Annotated in this window: 18 protein-coding genes; 9 read left to right on the top strand and 9 right to left on the bottom strand. The window is 63.5% G+C overall.

Annotation, left to right across the window (positions count from 1 at the left end; translation table 11 throughout):
- Positions 1-5: 5 nt before the first annotated feature.
- Complete coding sequence (locus tag APH27_RS03920) at positions 6-1,115, bottom strand: enoyl-CoA hydratase/isomerase family protein (RefSeq protein WP_060484031.1); 1,110 nt, start codon at positions 1,113-1,115, stop codon at positions 6-8.
- A gap of 126 nt (positions 1,116-1,241) precedes the next feature.
- Here APH27_RS03920 and ung point away from each other — a divergent pair, with 126 nt between their 5' ends.
- Entirely contained in the window at positions 1,242-1,934 is a 693-nt protein-coding gene (gene ung, locus APH27_RS03915) for a uracil-DNA glycosylase (protein WP_060484030.1), read from the top strand.
- 26 nt (positions 1,935-1,960) lie between these two features.
- Here ung and APH27_RS03910 read toward each other — a convergent pair whose 3' ends face one another.
- The 5 genes from APH27_RS03910 to APH27_RS03890 all read right to left on the bottom strand — a co-directional run bounded on the left by APH27_RS03910 (position 1,961) and on the right by APH27_RS03890 (position 7,453).
- The gene (locus APH27_RS03910; protein ID WP_060484029.1) at positions 1,961-2,992 is read right to left on the bottom strand and encodes an AbrB family transcriptional regulator; all 1,032 of its coding nucleotides are present in this window, start codon (positions 2,990-2,992) and stop codon (positions 1,961-1,963) included.
- A complete protein-coding gene (locus APH27_RS03905; RefSeq protein WP_027917888.1) occupies positions 2,985-4,499 on the bottom strand; it encodes a tripartite tricarboxylate transporter permease in 1,515 nt (504 codons plus the stop codon). The genes APH27_RS03910 and APH27_RS03905 overlap by 8 nt, the downstream gene beginning before the upstream one ends.
- A gap of 3 nt (positions 4,500-4,502) precedes the next feature.
- Positions 4,503-4,961: a tripartite tricarboxylate transporter TctB family protein gene (locus APH27_RS03900; RefSeq protein WP_060484028.1), complete on the bottom strand. Its 459-nt coding sequence runs from the start codon at positions 4,959-4,961 to the stop codon at positions 4,503-4,505.
- Between the two features lie 177 nt (positions 4,962-5,138).
- Positions 5,139-6,119, bottom strand: coding sequence for a tripartite tricarboxylate transporter substrate binding protein (locus tag APH27_RS03895; protein ID WP_027917886.1), 981 nt, complete (start codon positions 6,117-6,119; stop codon positions 5,139-5,141).
- Between the two features lie 44 nt (positions 6,120-6,163).
- Entirely contained in the window at positions 6,164-7,453 is a 1,290-nt protein-coding gene (locus APH27_RS03890; protein WP_060484027.1) for an OprD family porin, read from the bottom strand.
- Positions 7,454-7,652: 199 nt separating this feature from the next.
- Between APH27_RS03890 and APH27_RS03885 the strand changes: the two genes are divergently transcribed.
- Both APH27_RS03885 and APH27_RS03880 read left to right on the top strand, forming a co-directional pair.
- Positions 7,653-8,324 (top strand): response regulator, encoded by a 672-nt coding sequence (locus tag APH27_RS03885; protein ID WP_027917884.1) that lies wholly within the window; start codon positions 7,653-7,655, stop codon positions 8,322-8,324.
- Positions 8,317-9,696, top strand: coding sequence for a sensor histidine kinase (locus APH27_RS03880; RefSeq protein WP_027917883.1), 1,380 nt, complete (start codon positions 8,317-8,319; stop codon positions 9,694-9,696). Before APH27_RS03885 ends, APH27_RS03880 begins: the two co-directional genes overlap by 8 nt.
- A gap of 125 nt (positions 9,697-9,821) precedes the next feature.
- Here APH27_RS03880 and APH27_RS03875 read toward each other — a convergent pair whose 3' ends face one another.
- Positions 9,822-10,628 carry an HDOD domain-containing protein gene (locus APH27_RS03875; protein ID WP_060484026.1) on the bottom strand — a complete coding sequence of 269 codons (807 nt, stop codon included), beginning with the start codon at positions 10,626-10,628 and terminating at the stop codon, positions 9,822-9,824.
- A 31-nt stretch (positions 10,629-10,659) separates the two neighbouring features.
- Positions 10,660-11,601 carry a folate-binding protein YgfZ gene (locus tag APH27_RS03870; protein WP_060484025.1) on the bottom strand — a complete coding sequence of 314 codons (942 nt, stop codon included), beginning with the start codon at positions 11,599-11,601 and terminating at the stop codon, positions 10,660-10,662.
- 133 nt (positions 11,602-11,734) lie between these two features.
- Here APH27_RS03870 and APH27_RS03865 point away from each other — a divergent pair, with 133 nt between their 5' ends.
- Positions 11,735-11,989 carry a succinate dehydrogenase assembly factor 2 gene (locus APH27_RS03865; protein WP_008094993.1) on the top strand — a complete coding sequence of 85 codons (255 nt, stop codon included), beginning with the start codon at positions 11,735-11,737 and terminating at the stop codon, positions 11,987-11,989.
- Positions 11,973-12,434, top strand: a complete 462-nt coding sequence (locus APH27_RS03860) for a protein YgfX (protein WP_060484024.1) — start codon at positions 11,973-11,975, stop codon at positions 12,432-12,434. Before APH27_RS03865 ends, APH27_RS03860 begins: the two co-directional genes overlap by 17 nt.
- On the opposite strand, the gene nadB is transcribed toward APH27_RS03860, so the two are convergent.
- Positions 12,421-14,025, bottom strand: coding sequence for an L-aspartate oxidase (nadB, locus tag APH27_RS03855; protein ID WP_060484023.1), 1,605 nt, complete (start codon positions 14,023-14,025; stop codon positions 12,421-12,423). The two genes, APH27_RS03860 and nadB, sit on opposite strands and share 14 nt — an antisense overlap.
- Positions 14,026-14,460: 435 nt before the next feature.
- Here nadB and rpoE point away from each other — a divergent pair, with 435 nt between their 5' ends.
- The 4 genes from rpoE to APH27_RS03835 all read left to right on the top strand — a co-directional run bounded on the left by rpoE (position 14,461) and on the right by APH27_RS03835 (position 18,275).
- Positions 14,461-15,042 (top strand): RNA polymerase sigma factor RpoE, encoded by a 582-nt coding sequence (gene rpoE, locus APH27_RS03850; protein ID WP_003252049.1) that lies wholly within the window; start codon positions 14,461-14,463, stop codon positions 15,040-15,042.
- 31 nt (positions 15,043-15,073) lie between these two features.
- Entirely contained in the window at positions 15,074-15,664 is a 591-nt protein-coding gene (locus APH27_RS03845; RefSeq protein ID WP_027917878.1) for a sigma-E factor negative regulatory protein, read from the top strand.
- A 12-nt stretch (positions 15,665-15,676) separates the two neighbouring features.
- Positions 15,677-16,651: a MucB/RseB C-terminal domain-containing protein gene (locus APH27_RS03840; protein WP_060484022.1), complete on the top strand. Its 975-nt coding sequence runs from the start codon at positions 15,677-15,679 to the stop codon at positions 16,649-16,651.
- A 220-nt stretch (positions 16,652-16,871) separates the two neighbouring features.
- Entirely contained in the window at positions 16,872-18,275 is a 1,404-nt protein-coding gene (locus tag APH27_RS03835; protein ID WP_371260236.1) for a DegQ family serine endoprotease, read from the top strand.
- Positions 18,276-18,370: the final 95 nt, after the last annotated feature.

The raw sequence follows: 18,370 nt of genomic DNA, 5'->3' as shown, positions 1-18,370 counted from the left end.
AGGCGTCATGACTCCAGGTCGGCCAACGGATGCCGGCCTTCCCACACCTTGGCGAAATGCGCCTCGACCACGGCTGCTGGCACTTGCGCTACATCCGGCCAGTGCCAGCGCGGCTGGTTGTCCTTGTCCAGCAGGCGGGCGCGTACACCTTCACTGAATTCAGGGTGCCGGCAGCAATTGAGGCTCATGCTGTATTCCATCTGGAACACCTGGGCCAGTGACAAGTGCCGGGCACGCCGGATCTGCTCCCAGACCAGGTGCGCTGTCAGCGGGCAACCTTCATGCAGGCGTTGGCCGGCTGCGGCCAGCAGTGGATCAGCGTGATGCTTGAGGCCTTCAAGTGCCCGCCAGGCCGCAGCCGGGTCGGCCACATCAAGCAGTTGGTCGATCACCTGGCGCCGCGGCAACCACTGCGCTGCAGGCAGTTCGGCCCAGGCGCGATGCTGTTCGGCCTTGAGCAGGCTGTTCAACTGCAGGTTGGTCTGTTCCTGCCAGTTCAGTTGCAACAGCTCTTCGATCAACGCCTCTTGCTGTTCTTCCCCGAAAAACCGATCCGCCAAGTCCAGGTCAAGTGCATCACGGGCATTGATCGGTGCTCCGGTCAGCCCGAGGAACAAGCCGAGCTTGCCGGGCAGGCGTGCGAGAAACCAGCTGGCGCCCACGTCCGGATAAAGGCCGATGCTGATTTCCGGCATGGCCAGGCGGCTACTTGGCGTGACGATGCGTACCCCGGCGCCTTGCAGCAGCCCCATGCCGCCGCCCAGCACATGCCCATGGCCCCAGCACAGCAACGGCTTGGGGTAGGTGTGCAAGAGGTAATCGAGGCGGTATTCGGCAGCAAAGAAGGTGGCGGCCAGCGGTGGCACGTTGCCAGGGTGGGCAAGGCAGGCCTGGGCCAGTGCCCGCACATCGCCGCCGGCGCAGAAGGCCTTGGCACCGTTGCCGCGCAACAGTACGCAGACCACCCCTGGGTCTCTGGCCCAGCTGTGCAGGTGTTCGCCGAGCACTTCGATCATCGGCAGGTTGAGGGCATTGAGCGCCTTGGGGGCATCGAGCGTGGCGATGCCGATTCGGGCGCCATCGACGCCGGTGAGTACCTCGCAATGAATGGTCATGGACTACCTCGCGCAAGTCATCCCCCAAGTATGGCCCGCATGGCCGATCATGCCGGTCGTCGGTCGGATCGATTGACAAGGGCAGGTGGCTTACCTAGTGTCGCGCCATTGTTTACGGATGGCCCCATGACTGAAGACGATCGCATCAAACTCGAACCCGGCTGGAAGGCTGCATTGCGCGCCGAGTTCGACCAGCCTTACATGCATCAGTTGCGTGAGTTCCTGCGCCAGGAGTACGCGGCCGGGAAGGAAATCTACCCGCCGGGGCCGCTGATCTTCAATGCGCTCAATTCCACACCGCTGGAGCAGGTCAAGGTGGTGATCCTCGGCCAGGACCCGTACCACGGCCCGGGCCAGGCCCATGGCCTTTGCTTCTCGGTGCAGCCAGGCGTGCCGACGCCGCCGTCGCTGGTCAATATCTACAAAGAGTTGCAGCGCGACCTCAACATCCCGATCGCCAGCCACGGTTACCTGCAAAGCTGGGCCGAGCAGGGCGTGCTGTTGCTCAACACGACCATGACGGTCGAGCGCGCCAATGCCGCTTCACATGCGAAGAAGGGGTGGGAGTTCTTTACCGACCGGATCATCCAGGTGGTCAGCGAGCAGTGCCCGAACGTGGTGTTCCTGCTATGGGGGGCGCATGCCCAGAGCAAGCAGAAGCTGATCGATGGTACCAAGCACCTGGTGCTCAAGTCGGTGCACCCGTCGCCGCTGTCGGCGTATCGCGGGTTCCTGGGCTGCGGGCACTTTAGCCGCACCAACGGCTTCCTCGAACAGCGTGGCATGGCGCCCATCAACTGGGCATTGCCACCACTTTGAGACCGGTAGGGGCTGCCTGGCAGCCCCTATTCCTGAGCCTTGGCCCAATACCTGAACAATGGCTCCGCCAGAAACAGCACCAGGATCAACCGCACCACTTGCAGTGCCGTCACCAGTGGCACCGACAGTTGCAAGGTTTCGGCCGTAAGGCTCATCTCGGCGATGCCGCCAGGCATCATCCCCAGCGTCAGCGAACGCAGGTCCAGCTCGGTCATCACGCTCAACCCCCACGCAGCACTGCCGGCAATCGCCATGCACAGCGCCGTGGCCAGCAGCGTGCGCCCGAGAAATGACGGCGCGCGGCGGAAGAACGCGCGGTTGAAATGGCAGGCCAGGCCGCTGCCGATCAGCCATTGGCCGATCTGGCTGGCACCGTTGGGCAAGGTGATTTGCAGGTGGCCTGCCAGGCTCACCGAGGCGGCCACCAGCAACGGCCCGAACAGCCAAGGATTAGGCTGGCGCAAGCGCTGCCAGATTAACCCCACTGCCACACCCAGCGGCACGATCAGTGCCAGCCAGCTCCAGCTGACGCTACCGTTGTGATTCAGCGGTACCCCGTCACCGAGCAGGAACTTGAACAGTGCCGGTACGCACAGCACCACGGCCAGCACGCGCAGGCTCTGCGCTGCGGCCACCTGGCTGAGTACCGCGCCGTTGCGTGCGCCAAGGTTGACCATCTCGCCCGAGCCACCGGGCATGCTGGCGAAGAATGCCGTGGCACGGTCTTCACCGGTGCGTCGCAGCAGCCACACACCGATCACGCTGGAAAGCGTGGTGAACAGCGCGCCGAAGCAGATCAGCGCGAAGTGGCTGGCAACCTGCTCGATCACCGCCGGGGTGAAGTGCAGGCCGATACCGATACCGATGATGCATTGCCCGCATTTGCGGCCATTGGGTATTTCCGACAGCTGCCAGGGCGTCAGGCAGCGCACCATGATGATCGACAGCAACGCGCCGACCATCCACGGCAAAGGCCAGCCGACCTTGCTGGCGGCGAAACCGCCAGCAAGGCCGACCAGCCCGGTCGCGACAAACAGTGGCAGTGGCCGATCAGGCATCGGCCATGGCCCGACGCTGCAGGCTGCGCTTGCGCCAGATACGCAGCAGCGGCAGGGTCAGCATGCAGAACACCAGCACCCACACGCCCATGCTGATCGGGCTCGACCAGAGGATGCCCAGCTCACCGTTGGAAATCGACAGCGCCCGGCGCAGGTTCTGCTCCATCAGCCCGCCGAGGATGAAGCCGAGCAGGATTGGCGACAGTGGGAAGTCCAGCTTGCGCAGGATGTAACCCATGATGCCGATGCCGACCATCAGGAACAGGTCGAAGGTGGTGGCATGCACGGCGTAGACACCGATCGCGGTGATGATCGCGATCACCGGCACCAGCGCCCAGTTCGGTACGGCCAGGATGCGGGTGAAGATGCGGATCATCGGGATGTTCAGGATCACCAGCATGATGTTGGCGATGAACAGCGAGGCGATCAGGCCCCAGACGATGTCTGGCTGCTGTTCGAACAGCAGTGGGCCCGGGGTGATGTTGTACAGGGTCAGCGCGCCGATCATCACCGCCGTGGTGCCCGAACCGGGTACGCCAAGCGTCAGCATCGGCACCAGGGCGCCACAGCAGGAAGCACCGATGGCGGTTTCCGGGGCCGCCAGGCCGCGGGCGTCACCTTTGCCGAACTTACCCTTTTCGCCGGCGATGCGCTTTTCGGTCATGTAGGCCACGGCGCTGGCCAGGGTCGCGCCGGCACCTGGCAGTACGCCCATGATGAAGCCCAGCAGGCCGCAGCGAATGTTGACCACGAATACCGACGCTGCTTCCTTGAGGTTGAACAGCATGCGCCCGGTGGCCTTGACCGCTTCGTGGCCATGGTGGGTTTTCTCCAGCAACAGCAGGATTTCGCTGACAGAGAACAGGCCCAGTACCAGCACCACGAACTGGATGCCATCGGCCAGGTGCACGCTATCGCCGGTGAAGCGGTACACGCCGCTGTTGGCATCGATACCGACAGCCGACAGGAACAGGCCGATCAATGCGGCGATGAAGGTTTTAAGTGGCTTGTCACCGGCCATGCCGCCGAGGGCGACGATGGCGAACACCATCAGCACGAAGTATTCCGCCGGGCCGAAGGCAATCGCCCATTTCGCCAGCAGCGGAGCGAACAGCACCATGCCGCAGGTGGCGATGAACGCGCCGATGAACGAGCTCCACGCCGACAGCGACAGGGCCACGCCGGCCAGGCCCTGGCGGGCCATCGGGTAACCGTCGAGGGTGGTCATCACGGTCGAGGCTTCGCCCGGGATGTTCAGCAGGATCGAGCTGATCCGGCCGCCGTATTCGCAGCCCAGGTACACCGCAGCCAGCAGGATCAGCGCCGACTCCGGCGGCAGGCCGAGGGCGAAGGCGATCGGAATCAGCAGGGCCACGCCGTTGATCGGGCCCAGGCCCGGCAGCAGGCCGACCACGGTGCCGATCAGCGTGCCCGACAGGGCAGTGACCAGGTTGTAAGGGGACAGGGCGACGCCGAAGCCCTGGCCCAGGTAGCTCAAGGTATCCATGTGTCAGTTCTCCAGTACGCTCAGCAGGCCAAGGGGCAGGGGTACGTCCATGACGCGGTCGAACAGCCAGTAGAGCAGCACGCTCATGCCCACCACCACGAGCGTGCTGTGCCGCCAGCGGCCGCCATACAGACGGGCCATGGGGATGCCCACCAGGATGGCGCTGAGAATGAAGCCCAAGGCTTCGAATGTGCCGGCGAAGACGATCAGCAGGCCGACGCAAGCGGCGATCTTGATCAAGGTTTCGCGGTCGAGCTCCGGCTCGTCGTCCTTGCGCACGATGGGCGTGGGGCGGATGGCCAGGTACAGCAGGCCCAGGCTCATCAGGCCGAGCATCAGCAACGGGTAGGCACGCGGCCCCACCGGTTCGTAGGAAAATGCGGCCTGATAGGGCCAGGCCATCACGGCCAGGGCGGCGCACACCGCCAGCAGGGCCAGGGCGAAGATGCGTTGCAGGATCATGAAGGAATCCTCGTTGTATACGGCACGACGCGGACCCTTTGTAGGAGCGGCCTTGTGTCGCGAAAGGGGCGCGCAGCGGCCCAGGATTTCAGTCGCGCTGCACATGTTGCCGGGGCTGCTGCGCAGCCCTTTCGCGACACAAGGCCGCTCCTACAAAGAGCGATTGGCGTAGGGGGCTTACTGAATCAGGCCGAATTCCTTGGCCAGTGCCTTGTAGTCAGCCACCTGCTTCTTCACATAGCCGTCCAGCTCCGCGCCGGTCATGGCGAACGGGAACAGCTCGCGCTGGTCACGCAGCTTGGCGAAGTCTTCCGAGGCCAGCATCTTGTCGAACGATTCTTTCCACCAGGCGTAGTCTTCGTCGCTCACCTTCGGCCCGAGGTAGAAACCGCGCACCACCGGCCAGACGATGTCGTAGCCCTGCTCCTTGGCGGTGGGGATGTCTTTCATTTCCGGCTCGTCCAGGCGGTTCGGCGAGAACACCGCGAGGATGCGCATGTTGCCGCTCTGGATGTGCGGCATGGAGTCGGAGATGTCGGTGGAACCGACCTGGATGTGCCCGCCCAGCAACGCGGTGGCGATCTCGCCGCCGCCTTCCAGGGCCACGTAGCGCAGGTCACGCGGGTTGATGCCGGCGGCCTTGGCGATCAGCGCGGTCTGCATCCAGTCCTGGCTGCCGACGGTGCCGCCGGAGCCGATCACGACTTTGCTCGGGTCCTTCTTCAGTGCCGCGACCAGGTCGTCGAGGGTCTTGTAGGGCGAGTCACTCTTCACCGCGATGGCGCCGTAGCTGGTGCCGACCGCAGCCAGCCACTTCACCGCGTTCTCGTCGAAGCGGCCGAACTTGCCCTGGGCCAGGTTCAGCAGCGAACCGCTGGACCAGGCTACCAGGGTGCCGGCATCGGCCGGACGCTGGGCGACCACGGCGTTGTACGCCACGGCGCCGACACCGCCTGGCATGTAGGTCACGCGCATCGGCTTGCTGAGGATCTTCTCCTGCACCAGGGCGCTTTGCACCAGTTTGCAGGTCAGGTCGAAGCCACCGCCGGGCGAGGCGGGGGCGATGCATTCAGGGCGTTTCGGTTCGGCAGCGAGGGCGTTGCCGGCCAGCAGCAGGCAGCCGGTGGCGAGGACGAGGCGGCGCAGTGAAAAGGTCATCGAATGTCTCCGTGAGCGTTGTTGTTATGGGTTACCGCATTGGGTTACCACAGCGCGACGCTGTAGCTCACCAGCAACCGCACTTCGTCCGCGTCGCGGGCGAAGTTGGAGCGGAAGGTGGCGTTGCGCAGGCGCACGGCGACGTTCTTCAACGGGCCGCTTTGTACCACGTACTTCAGTTCGGTGTTGCGTTCCCACTCCTTGCCCTCGCCACCGGCGGCGCGGCTGACGTTGTCGCCGTTGATGTAGCGGGTCATGAAGGTCAGGCCGGGGACGCCGAGGGCGGCGAAGTTGTAGTCGTAGCGTGCTTGCCACGAGCGTTCGTCGGCTCCGGCGAAGTCGTTGATCTGGACGAAGTTGACCAGGTACGGGTCGGCGCCATCGATGTAGGGGAATGCACTGTCGCCCGACAGTTGCTGCCAGGCGGCGCTGACCTTGTGCCCGCCCAGGCTGTAGCTGAGCATCGTGTTGAAGGTGGTGTTGTCGATCCGCCCGGCCTTGGCCGCGCCGGCATCGTCGCTGATCGCAAGGCGCACGTCGGCGCCGAAGGTGCCCGGGCCCCACGGTTGGGTGGCGAGCATGCCGATGAAGTGCTGGCGGTAGATGTCGTCGAGCTGGGCGAAGTGGTAGCTGCCGGTGATGCGGTCGGTGAACGTGTAGTCCAGGCCGGCCAGGTCGAGGTTGTCGGCGCTGAAGGTGCCACCGAAGCGGCCGTTCTTGTTGTTGAGGGCCAGGTCTTCCCAGTTGGTGTCGTTACGGTCCTTGGCCTTGTCCAGGCGCCCGCCGGTGAAGGTAAGGCCCTTGATTTCCTGGGAGGTCAGCAGGCCGCCCTCGAAGGTTTGCGGCAGGATGCGGCCGTCGTTGGGCTGCAAGGTCGGAAGTTCTGGGATCAGGGTGCCGATCTTCAGTTCGGTCTTCGACACTTTCACCTTGCCGGTCAGGCCGAGCTTGGAATACTCGTCGGCGGCCTTGCCGTCATCGTGCGTCGGCAGCAGGCCGGTGTCGGTGCGGTCGGGGCTGGAGTCGAGCTTGATGCCCAGCATGCCCAGCGCATCCAGGCCGAAACCCACCGGGCCATCGGTGTAGCCGGACTCGAAGTTGAGCATGAAACCCTGGGCCCATTCGTCGCGCTTGGATTGTTGCGCACTGGTGCCGTCGCGGAAGTCGCGGTTGAAGTACATGTTGCGGGTTTCGAAGGTGGCCGTGCTGTCTTCGAAGAAGGCGGCCTGGCTCAGCGGGGCAACACCGGCAAGTGCAAGGGCGCAGGCGATGGCAGAAGGGCGTGCGGACAGGGAACGGCGAGGCGCGAACGCCTGAGGCTGCGATGACAGCATCGGGATGACTCCGTTTTTTGTTCTTATTCGTTGCACCTTGCTGGTGCTTTTTTCGGCGCGTGGAGCGACCGTGGTGCGATGCTAGGAAATGAACCTTTCGCTAACCTTTCAGCGTGAAAGGTTTGTTACAAGGGGCTTCACAGGCTTGATGACGGCGGTACACTCCGCGCCACCGCCCCACCCGAGCAGGGAGAATCCGATGCGTGTGCTGCTGGTCGAAGACCATCTGCAACTGGCCGAAAGCGTGGCCCAGGCCCTGAAAAGCCAAGGGCTGACCGTAGATGTGTTGCATGACGGCGTGGCTGCCGACCTGGCCCTGGCCAGCGAGGAATACGCCGTCGCCGTGCTCGATGTGGGCCTGCCGCGCATGGACGGCTTCGAGGTGCTGGCGCGCCTGCGCGGCCGGGGCAAGACCCTGCCGGTGCTGATGCTCACGGCACGCAGCGATGTGAAGGACCGCGTGCATGGCCTGAACCTTGGCGCCGACGATTATCTGGCCAAGCCTTTCGAGCTCACCGAACTGGAAGCACGGGTAAAGGCCCTGCTCAGGCGCAGCGTGCTCGGTGGCGAACGCCAGCAGCGTTGCGGGCCGCTGGTCTACGACCTGGACACCCGTCGCTTCAGTCTCGGCGAGAACAACCTGACCCTGACCTCGCGCGAACAGAGCGTGCTCGAGGCCTTGATCGCCCGCCCCGGTCGGGTGATGAGCAAGGAACAGCTGGCCGCCCAGGTGTTCGGCCTGGATGAAGAAGCCAGCCCCGACGCCATCGAAATCTACATCCACCGCTTGCGCAAGAAGCTCGATGCCTATCCGGTCGCCATCGTCACTTTCCGCGGCCTGGGTTACCTGCTCGAGCACCGTGATGCGTGATAACGGCAGCTTGCGCGGGCGGCTGCTGGGCAACCTGGCGCTGTTGCTGGTGGTGTTGATGCTGGCCAGCGGCCTGAGTGCCTACTGGAATGGTCGCGAAGCCGCCGATACCGCCTACGACCGCACCTTGCTGGCTTCGGCGCGGACCATCGCCGCCGGGCTGTCGCAGCGGGATGGCAGCCTCAGTGCCGATGTGCCCTACGTGGCGCTGGACACCTTCGCCTACGACAGCGCCGGGCGTATCTACTACCAGGTGCTGGACATCAATCAGAAGCTGATTTCCGGCTACGAGCACCTGCCACCACCGCCGCCCGGCACACCGCGCACCGACGACTATCCGGCACTGGCGCGCTTCTACGACGCCACCTACCTCGGCCAGGATGTGCGTGTGGTCAGCCTGCTGAAGGCAGTGAGCGAGCCGAACATGAACGGCATGGCGGAAATCCGCGTGGCCGAGACCGAAGAGGCGCGGGTGCGCATGGCCCGCGGGCTGATGGCCGACACCTTGCTGCGCCTGGGCATGCTGGCGCTGGGCGCGCTGGTGATGGTGTGGTTTGCGGTGAGCGCGGCGTTGCGCCCGCTGGAGCGCCTGCGCACGGCGGTTGAGGAGCGTCAGCCGGATGATTTGCGGGCGCTGCCCGTGGTGCAGGTGCAGCGCGAGCTGAGCCCACTGGTGCGTGCCTTGAACCACTTCACCGAGCGTTTGCGCGGGCAGTTCGAGCGCCAGGCGCAGTTCATCGCCGAGGCTGCCCACGAACTGCGCACGCCGCTGGCGGCGCTGAAGGCGCGGGTCGAGCTGGGGTTGCGGTCGCAGCAGCCTGAAGAGTGGCGGCAGACTCTGGAGTCGGCCGCACAGGGTACCGACCGCCTGACGCATCTGGCCAATCAGTTGTTGTCGCTGGCGCGGGTTGAAAACGGTGCCCGGGCGATTGCCGAAGGCGGTGCCCAGCGCCTGGACCTGAGCCAGCTGGCCCGTGAACTGGGCATGGCCATGGCGCCGTTGGCGTACAACCGGGGCGTAGCCTTGGCGCTGGAAGCCGAGGCGCCAGTGTGGTTGAAAGGCGAGCCGACGTTGCTAAACGAGCTGCTCAGCAACCTGGTGGACAATGCGCTGGCGCACACTCCCGCGGGCGGCAACGTGATTCTGCGGGTGTTGGCGCCGGCGGTGCTGGAGGTCGAAGACGATGGACCCGGGATTCCCGAAGATGAGCGCGAACGTGTGTTCGAGCGTTTCTATCGGCGGGGAGTGCAGGGCAGCGGGCTGGGCTTGGCCATTGTCGGTGAGATCTGCAGGGCGCACCTGGCGCAGATCAGCCTGCATGATGGTGAAAAGGGCGGGTTGAAGGTGAGGGTGAGTTTCATCGCCGACTGATCTTTATCCTGCACGGGCCTCTTCGCGGGTAAACCCGCTCCCACAGGTACAGCGCAAACCTAAGGCCTGCGGTGTCTCTGTGGGAGCGGGTTTACCCGCGAAGAGGCCAGTGCAGGCAGCAAAAGTCAGCGCAACATGCTCCGAGCTTCCAGCAACTCGGCAATCTCCAGTTCCGTCCCGTACGGCAATCCAAGGTGCCGATAGGCCGGCAGCGCCGGCAAGGGTCGGCTGCGCCCGCGCTGGCTAAGGCACTTGGCGATCTGTACCACATCGATGTAATCGACCTTGTCGGTGCGCCGGTCCAGGTCTTGCACCTGGCTTGGCAGGTTGACCAATTGCTCGGGAAACTCCCACGAAGACAGAATCTTGTCCCCCAGCACCGGCTGGATCTGCTCGATCACATAGTGCAGGCAGACCGGGTCGGAAAGCAGCTCGTTGTGCTCTTCGGCGTAGATCAGCACCGGCAGCGCGCCGATCTGGTTGACCAGCCCGCCGAGGGTTGCCTGGTCAGGTTTGAGCTGCGTGAAGCGGCGGCACAGTTCATAACTGACGCCTGCCACTTCAAGGCTGTTCGACCAGATATCCCGTAGCTTTTGCTCAACCGCAGACGAGCGGGCATGGAAGATCTGTTCGATCACCAGGCCGATGGCCAGGTTGCAGCTGTAGTTGATGCCCAGGCGCGTGATGGCCGTGTGCAAGTCGGTGACTTCGACCGCTGCGCGCAACAGCGGGCTGTTGACCACCTTGATCAGGCGCGCCGAAAGGGCAGCGTCGCGCCCGATCACCTTGCTCAGAGCGGCAACGCTGATTTCACTGTCTTCAGCCGCCTCGCGAATGCTCAGGGCAACCTCGGGCAGGGTTGGCAGGACCAGGTCATCGTTGTCGATGGCAGCCAGCAACTGCGCTTGAACCATCTCGGCCAGCTTGTTCATGAACGTCTCAACGGCAAGGGTGGTGCACTGTTCAGCGCTGGATTTCCCGGTCGCGGTCCAGCTCGTACGGCAGGGTCAGTACCTGCAGGCGCGGGCCTTCCAGGCTGCCCAGGTGCAGGTTGTCGTCCTCTACCGATTCAGCGCTCAGCACTGCCAGCAGCTCGCAACCCTGGCCGGTGCTCGCGGCGATTACCACCTCGCCAACCGACGAGCCGTGGGTCGGCGAGAAGATTTCCGTACCGGGTGCCGGAATACCCTGCTGCTCGAGCGCCAGGCGGTACTGGCGGCGCTTGAGCTTGCCCAGGTACTGCATGCGCGCGACGATTTCCTGGCCGGTGTAGCAGCCCTTCTTGAAGCTCACGCCATCGACAGCCTGCAGGTTGATCATCTGCGGGATGAACAGCTCACGGGTCGGGCCCATGACCTGGCCGATACCGGCGCGCACCTGCCCAAGCATCCAGTCGTTGAGGTTGCCTTCCGGCAACGTGGCTGCCAGCTGTTGGCGAACGCTGGCGGCCTGATCTGCCGGTACCCAGAGCTCCACGCGGCCTGCGCTGACGGCAATGGCGATCAGGCCATCATGGCGTACGGTGCTCCCTGCTGCAGCCGGAACCTCCAGCCCCAATGCCTGCAGCGCGGCGGCGCCACCTTGCAGGCCGAAGCGTGCCCAGGCCTCGCTCTCGTCAGTGAGCGTGGCCTTGGAAAACACGGCGTACTTCTTCAGGTCGGCCAGTTGCATCTCCAGCAGCTCGCTGGCCATGGCCAGCAGGTAGCCATTGCCCTCGGGCAGGATGCGGAAGCTGGACTGCATGCGCCCCTTGACCATGCAGCGGGCGCCGAGGCTGGCGTGCTCGGGGCTGAGGTAGTTGATGTTGCAGGTCAGCTGGCCCTGCAGGAACTTGCCGGCGTCGGAGCCGCGGACGGCGAGGATGCCCTCGTGGGACAGGGGGCTGAAGAAAGCGGAATCGGCCATGGGTCATCGCGGTGGCTAAAGACTGGCGGCCATCATAGAACGCCAGTAACAAAATAGGTAGGTGACTAGACCAACGCCCTGTGCCGCTTCGTTCACTGCGCGGTATACTGCGCGACCATTCGAGGAGGGCCCCATGGTCGAACAAACTGAACTCAACCGGCTTTTCTGGCACAGCCGCCGCGGCATGCTGGAACTGGACGTACTGCTGGTGCCATTCACCCAGGAGGTCTACCCGACCCTGAGCGAAGCCGACCGCGAACTTTATGTCCGCCTGTTGAGCTGTGAAGACCAGGACATGTTCGGCTGGTTCATGGAGCGTACCGAGTCGGAAGACCCGGAGCTGCAGCGCATGGTCCGCATCATTCTGGACCGTGTCCAGCCCAAGTGAGTTTTTCGAGTGCCGTTGGCAGGGCTCGCGCCTGTTGCTGGCGGCCTACCTGGGTTGCCAGGTGCTGGCGCTACTGGTCTTGTGGCTGAGCGCGCTGCCCGGGTGGCTTGGCCTTTGTGTTCTTTGCGCTTGTATTGCCCACGCCTGCTGGGCCATTCCCCGCCGCATTCTGCTGACTGACGCCCATGCCGTTACCGGCCTGCGCCGTGACCCTTCGGGCTGGCGCGTGTTCAACCGGGCGCAAGGCTGGCAGCCGGTTCGTTTGTGCCGCGACAGTGTGGCGCTGCCGGGGTTGGTGGTGTTGCGGTTCGTCAGGGCAGGGCACTGGCTTGGCGAGAGCCAGTGCATACCTCGAGATGCCCTGGGGCCTGACCTGCACCGGCGTTTGCGGGTGAGGCTGAAGTACAGCCGGCGCCGGTTCGACAGCTGTATCAAATCGGGCTGAGGATGGTGTCCTTGGCCTCGGGCAGCATCCCTGGGTAATCCAGCGTGTAATGCAGCCCGCGGCTCTCCTTGCGCTGCATTGCCGAACGGATCATCAGCTCCGCCACCTGGGCCAGGTTGCGCAGTTCGATCAGGTCGCGGCTGACCTTGTAGTTGCTGTAGAACTCGTCGATCTCGTCGAGCAGCAGGCGAACGCGGTGTTCGGCGCGCTGCAGGCGTTTGCTGGTGCGCACGATACCCACGTAGTCCCACATGAAGCGCCGCAGCTCGTCCCAGTTGTGCGCGATGATCACGTCTTCGTCCGAGTCGGTCACCTGGCTGGCATCCCAGCAGGGCAGGGCCCGGGGCATGGTGATCTGGTCCAGGTGCGCTTCGATGTCCGCTGCTGCGGCGCGACCATAGACAAAGCACTCCAGCAGTGAGTTGCTGGCCATGCGGTTGGCGCCATGCAAGCCGGTGAAACTGGTTTCGCCGATAGCGTACAGGCCGGGTACATCGGTATGGCCGCGGTCGTCGACCATCACACCGCCACAGGTGTAATGCGCCGCCGGAACCACCGGGATCGGCTGGCGAGTGATGTCGATGCCAAAAGCCAGGCAACGCTCGTAGACGGTCGGGAAATGGCTCTTGATGAAGTCGGCCGGCTTGTGAGTGATGTCCAGGTAGACACAATCGACGCCCAGACGCTTCATTTCATGGTCGATGGCGCGGGCGACGATGTCGCGAGGGGCCAGCTCTTCTCGCGGGTCGAAGCGCGGCATGAAGCGCTCGCCATTGGGCAGGCGCAACAACGCACCTTCGCCACGCAAGGCCTCGGTGACCAGGAAGCTCTTGGCCTGCGGGTGATACAGGCAGGTCGGGTGGAACTGGTTGAATTCCAGGTTGGCTACCCGGCAGCCTGCGCGCCAGGCCATGGCGATGCCATCACCGCAGGCGCCGTCGGGGTTGCTGGTATAGAGGTACACCTTGGCCGCGCCGCCGGTGGCCAGCACGGTGAAGCGTGCGCCGAAGGTATCGACTTCGCCACTGTTACGGTTCAGTACATAGGCACCCAGGCAACGATCCCCCGCCAGGCCCAGGCGGCGTTCGGTGATCAGGTCGACCGCCACGCGCTGCTCCAGCAACTCGATGTTCGCGCGCTTGCGGGCTTGTTCCAGCAAGGTGGTGAAAATCGCCGCACCGGTGGCGTCGGCAGCATGGATGATGCGCCGGTGGCTGTGGCCACCCTCGCGGGTGAGGTGAAATTCGAAACCGCCATCATCGACGCTGTAGTGTTCATCGCGGGTAAAAGGTACGCCTTGCTCGATGAGCCATTCGATGGCTTCACGGCTGTGCTCGACGGTAAAGCGCACCGCCTCTTCGTGGCACAGGCCGCCACCGGCATTGAGGGTGTCCTCGACATGCGACTGCACGGTGTCGGTATTGTCCAGCACGGCTGCGACCCCACCTTGGGCCCAGAAGGTCGAACCGTTGGCCAGGTCGCCCTTGCTCAGCACGGCAATGCGCAAGTGGCCAGGAAGGTTAAGTGCCAGGCTCAGACCGGCTGCGCCGCTGCCGATCACCAGGACATCATGTTGGAATTGTTGGCTCATGTCGGGACACTAGTAATCTTTGGAAAGGGCGCGGCACAATAGTCACGTGCAGATGGCAATGTGAAACTATCGTGATTGCTGGCCGGGTTGCCTTTATAGCAGCCTGCGGCAGCCAATTTCCATGCCAGTTGGGACGTTGCGTCAATCTTTGCGGGAACTTTCCGACACGGCCGGAAATCCTATGAAGGCTGTCCGCACGCCACAATTTGCCGCGGCGACGCGGGGCGGCAGCTCTATCCGGGCTGACACCTGCGTATTCGAAACCTGATTATCGACGCAGCGGGCCGTGACCGCGCCGCGTCTTTCGTGCGAGCCGACCAAGGGCCGCAGGAAACTTGCTTGGAGGGGAGAACTTTTGCGCAAAGCCCGAGTCTATGGTTGCAAGCCCGAACAAAGGCTGTTGCCACGCTCCTTCGAGTTCACTGAGGAGTGTTCATGCTAACCCAGGAAGAGGATCAGCAGCTTGTCGAGCGTGTGCAACGCGGGGACAGGCGAGCGTTCGATCTGTTGGTGCTGAAGTATCAGCACAAGATTCTAGGGTTGATCGTGCGGTTCGTTCACGACACCCACGAGGCCCAGGATGTGGCGCAGGAAGCCTTTATCAAGGCCTACCGTGCGCTTGGCAATTTTCGCGGTGACAGTGCGTTTTATACGTGGCTGTACCGCATCGCCATCAACACGGCGAAGAACTACCTGGTGTCCCGTGGAAGACGGCCACCAGACAGTGATGTGAGCTCCGAGGATGCGGAGTTTTACGACGGCGATCATGGTCTCAAGGATCTCGAGTCCCCAGAGCGCTCGTTGTTGCGGGATGAAATCGAAGGCACTGTCCATCGCACCATCCAGCAACTGCCCGAAGATCTGCGCACGGCTTTGACCCTGCGTGAATTTGACGGATTGAGTTACGAAGACATTGCCAGCGTCATGCAATGTCCGGTGGGTACCGTGCGCTCTCGAATCTTCCGCGCTCGGGAGGCCATAGACAAAGCCCTGCAGCCGTTGTTGCAGGAAACCTGAGACAGCGGCGACAGCCAAGAGAGGAACCGCCATGAGTCGTGAAGCTTTGCAGGAATCGCTGTCCGCGGTGATGGATAACGAAGCGGACGAACTGGAATTGCGTCGGGTGTTGAATGCCGTCGACGATGCCGAAACCCGTGCCACCTGGTCGCGTTACCAGGTAGCCCGCGCAGCGATGCACAAGGAACTGCTGCTGCCCAAACTGGATATCGCCTCGGCGGTCTCCGCCGCGCTGGCTGATGAAGCCGTGCCGGCCAAGGTCAAGCAGGGCCCGTGGCGCAGCATTGGCCGCCTGGCCGTCGCTGCCTCGGTCACCGTAGCGGTGCTGGCTGGTGTGCGTATGTACAACCAGGACGAAATCACCGGTGCCGAGCTGGCTGCCCAGCAGCCTGCACAACAAGGCCTGAGCATGCCACAAAGTCAGGGGCCGGCGGTTTTGGCAGGCTATAGTGAAAGCAGTGAGCAACCGACCGGGCCGATGGCCAACGGCGTGCTGCAGAACCAGGCCGGCTGGGATCAGCGTCTGCCAGGTTACCTGCGCCAGCACGCGCAGGAATCCGCGCTCAAGGGCACTGAAACCGCCCTGCCGTATGCCCGCGCCGCCAGCCTGGAAAACCGCTAAGTAAGGAGGATCATGCGCGCGCTACCTCTCCTGTCGCTGCTGATAGGCAGCTGCATGACGGTGCCAGCGTTGGCGGCCAACTCATCGCCTGAGGCGAACGAATGGCTGAACAAGCTGGCACAGGCCGAGCAAAAGCAAAGTTACCAGGGCTCCTTCGTCTACGAACGTAACGGCAGCTTCTCTTCCCACGATATCTGGCATCGCGTTCAGGACGGCAAGGTCAGCGAGCGGCTTTTGCAGCTCGATGGTGCCGCCCAGGAAATCGTGCGCGTGGATGGCAAGGTGCAGTGCGTGAGTGGTGCCCTGGCAGGCGGGGCTGATGGGGTGACCAACCCGCCTGACGCCGCGCAGCGCTCGCTCGATCCCCTCAAACTGATGAGCTGGTACGACCTGAGCGTGGCGGGCAGGTCACGGGTCGCTGACCGCGACGCCGTGATTGTCACGCTGACGCCCCGCGACCAGCATCGCTACGCTTTCGAACTCCATCTGGACCGCCGCACCGGCCTGCCACTGCGTTCATTGATGCTCAATGACAAGGGGCAGTTGCTCGAGCGCTTCCAGATGACCCGTCTGGATACCGACCACCTGCCCAGTGATCATGACCTGCAAGCCAGTGCCGCCTGCAAGCCGATCGAGCGTGCGGCCAGCAGCGCAAGTGAGGCCGTTGCCGGTTGGCGTTCAGACTGGCTGCCGCCCGGGTTTGAACTGATCAACAGTACGGTGCGGCGTGACCCTGAGCGCAACAGTTCGATCAGCAGCCTGATGTATGACGATGGCCTGGCACGTTTCTCGGTGTTCCTCGAGCCCGTGAAGGATGATGCCGGTGCCGATGTGCGTACCCAGCTTGGCCCGACGTCGGCCGTTTCGCGCCGGTTGAACACGCCCAAGGGCAAGGTGCAGGTCACCGTGGTCGGCGAGATTCCGCTGGGTACGGCAGAACGTGTCGCGTTGTCGATGCGCCCTCAGGACGCCCAGGCGCGCCAGTAATGGCGCGCTCTTGCGGGCCGGCTCAAGGGCAATGCACAGGCGATCGGGCATGCGGCTGAAATGAAATTAAAGCATTGTCATTTGCAATCCTTCGGCAAATTTTCTATAGGTCAGGCTTCTAGGAGTCTGGCCTTTCCTGCTTTGGGCAGGGCTATTTCCAACTACCGCTCGTTGTGACGGGAGCCGTATGTCAATACCACGCTTGAAATCCTACCTAACGATGTTCGCCGCCGTGCTGATGCTCGGCCAGGTGCTCAGCGCCCAGGCCGAGGAAGCCCTGCCGGACTTCACTACCCTGGTCGAGCAGGCCTCGCCTGCGGTCGTCAACATCAGTACCAAGCAGAAGCTGCCAGACCGCGTCGCCGCTGGGCAGATGCCGGACCTTGAAGGCCTGCCACCGATGTTCCGCGAATTCTTCGAACGCAACATGCCGCAGCAGCCCCGTTCGCCACGTGGTGATCGCCAGCGCGAGGCCATGTCGCTGGGTTCGGGCTTCATCATTTCCAGCGATGGCTATGTACTGACCAACAACCACGTGGTTGCCGATGCCGACGAGATCATTGTCCGCCTGTCGGATCGCAGTGAGTTGCAGGCCAAGCTGATCGGCACCGACCCGCGCACCGACGTGGCCCTGCTGAAGGTCGAGGGCAAGAACCTGCCGACCGTCAAGCTGGGTGATTCGGAGAAGCTCAAGGTCGGTGAATGGGTGTTGGCCATCGGCTCGCCGTTCGGCTTCGACCATTCGGTGACCAAAGGTATCGTCAGTGCCAAGGGTCGGACCCTGCCAAACGACACCTATGTACCGTTCATCCAGACCGACGTGGCCATCAACCCGGGTAACTCCGGCGGCCCGTTGTTCAACATGAAGGGCGAAGTTGTCGGTATCAACTCGCAGATCTTCACCCGTTCCGGCGGCTTCATGGGCCTGTCCTTCGCCATCCCGATCGACGTGGCCATCGATGTGTCCAACCAGCTGAAGAAGGACGGCAAGGTCAGCCGCGGCTGGCTGGGCGTGGTGATTCAGGAGGTCAACAAGGACCTGGCTGAATCGTTCGGTCTCGACAAGCCGGCTGGCGCCCTGGTGGCGCAGGTGCTGGAAAACGGTCCGGCAGCCAAAGGTGGCCTGCAGGTGGGTGACGTGATCCTGAGCATGAACGGCCAGCCGATCGTCATGTCGGCTGACCTGCCACACCTGGTCGGCAGCCTGAAGGACGGCGAGAAGGCCAAGCTCGAGATCATCCGCAACGGCAAGCGCCAGACCCTGGACGTCGCCGTTGGCCCGATGCCGGATGACGATGCCGACATCGCTGCAGGCAGCGGCGCTGAAGGCGGCGCCGAGCGCAACAGCAACCGCTTGGGTGTGTCGGTCTCGGACCTCACCGCCGAGCAGAAGAAAACCCTGGAGCTGAAGGGCGGTGTGGTCATCAAGGAAGTCCAGGATGGCCCGGCTGCGATGATCGGGCTGCGCCCGGGTGACGTCATCAGCCACCTGAACAACCAGGCGGTCGTTTCGGCCAAGCAGTTCACCGAAATCGCCAAGGACCTGCCGAAGAACCGTTCGGTGTCGATGCGCGTGCTGCGTCAGGGCCGTGCCAGCTTCATCACCTTCAAACTCGCTGAATAAGCGGGCTCAAGGGTAGGAAAGGGCAGCTTCGGCTGCCCTTTTTCATGAAAGTTCACAATTGCGGATGCAAATGCTGTGTACAGTCCGATAGAGGA

This window comes from Pseudomonas sp. NBRC 111123 (genome assembly GCF_001320205.1).
GTDB lineage: Bacteria > Pseudomonadota > Gammaproteobacteria > Pseudomonadales > Pseudomonadaceae > Aquipseudomonas > Aquipseudomonas putida_J.
The sequence above is the reverse complement of the archived record's forward strand: the minus strand, read 5'-3'. Positions and strand labels throughout refer to the sequence as shown.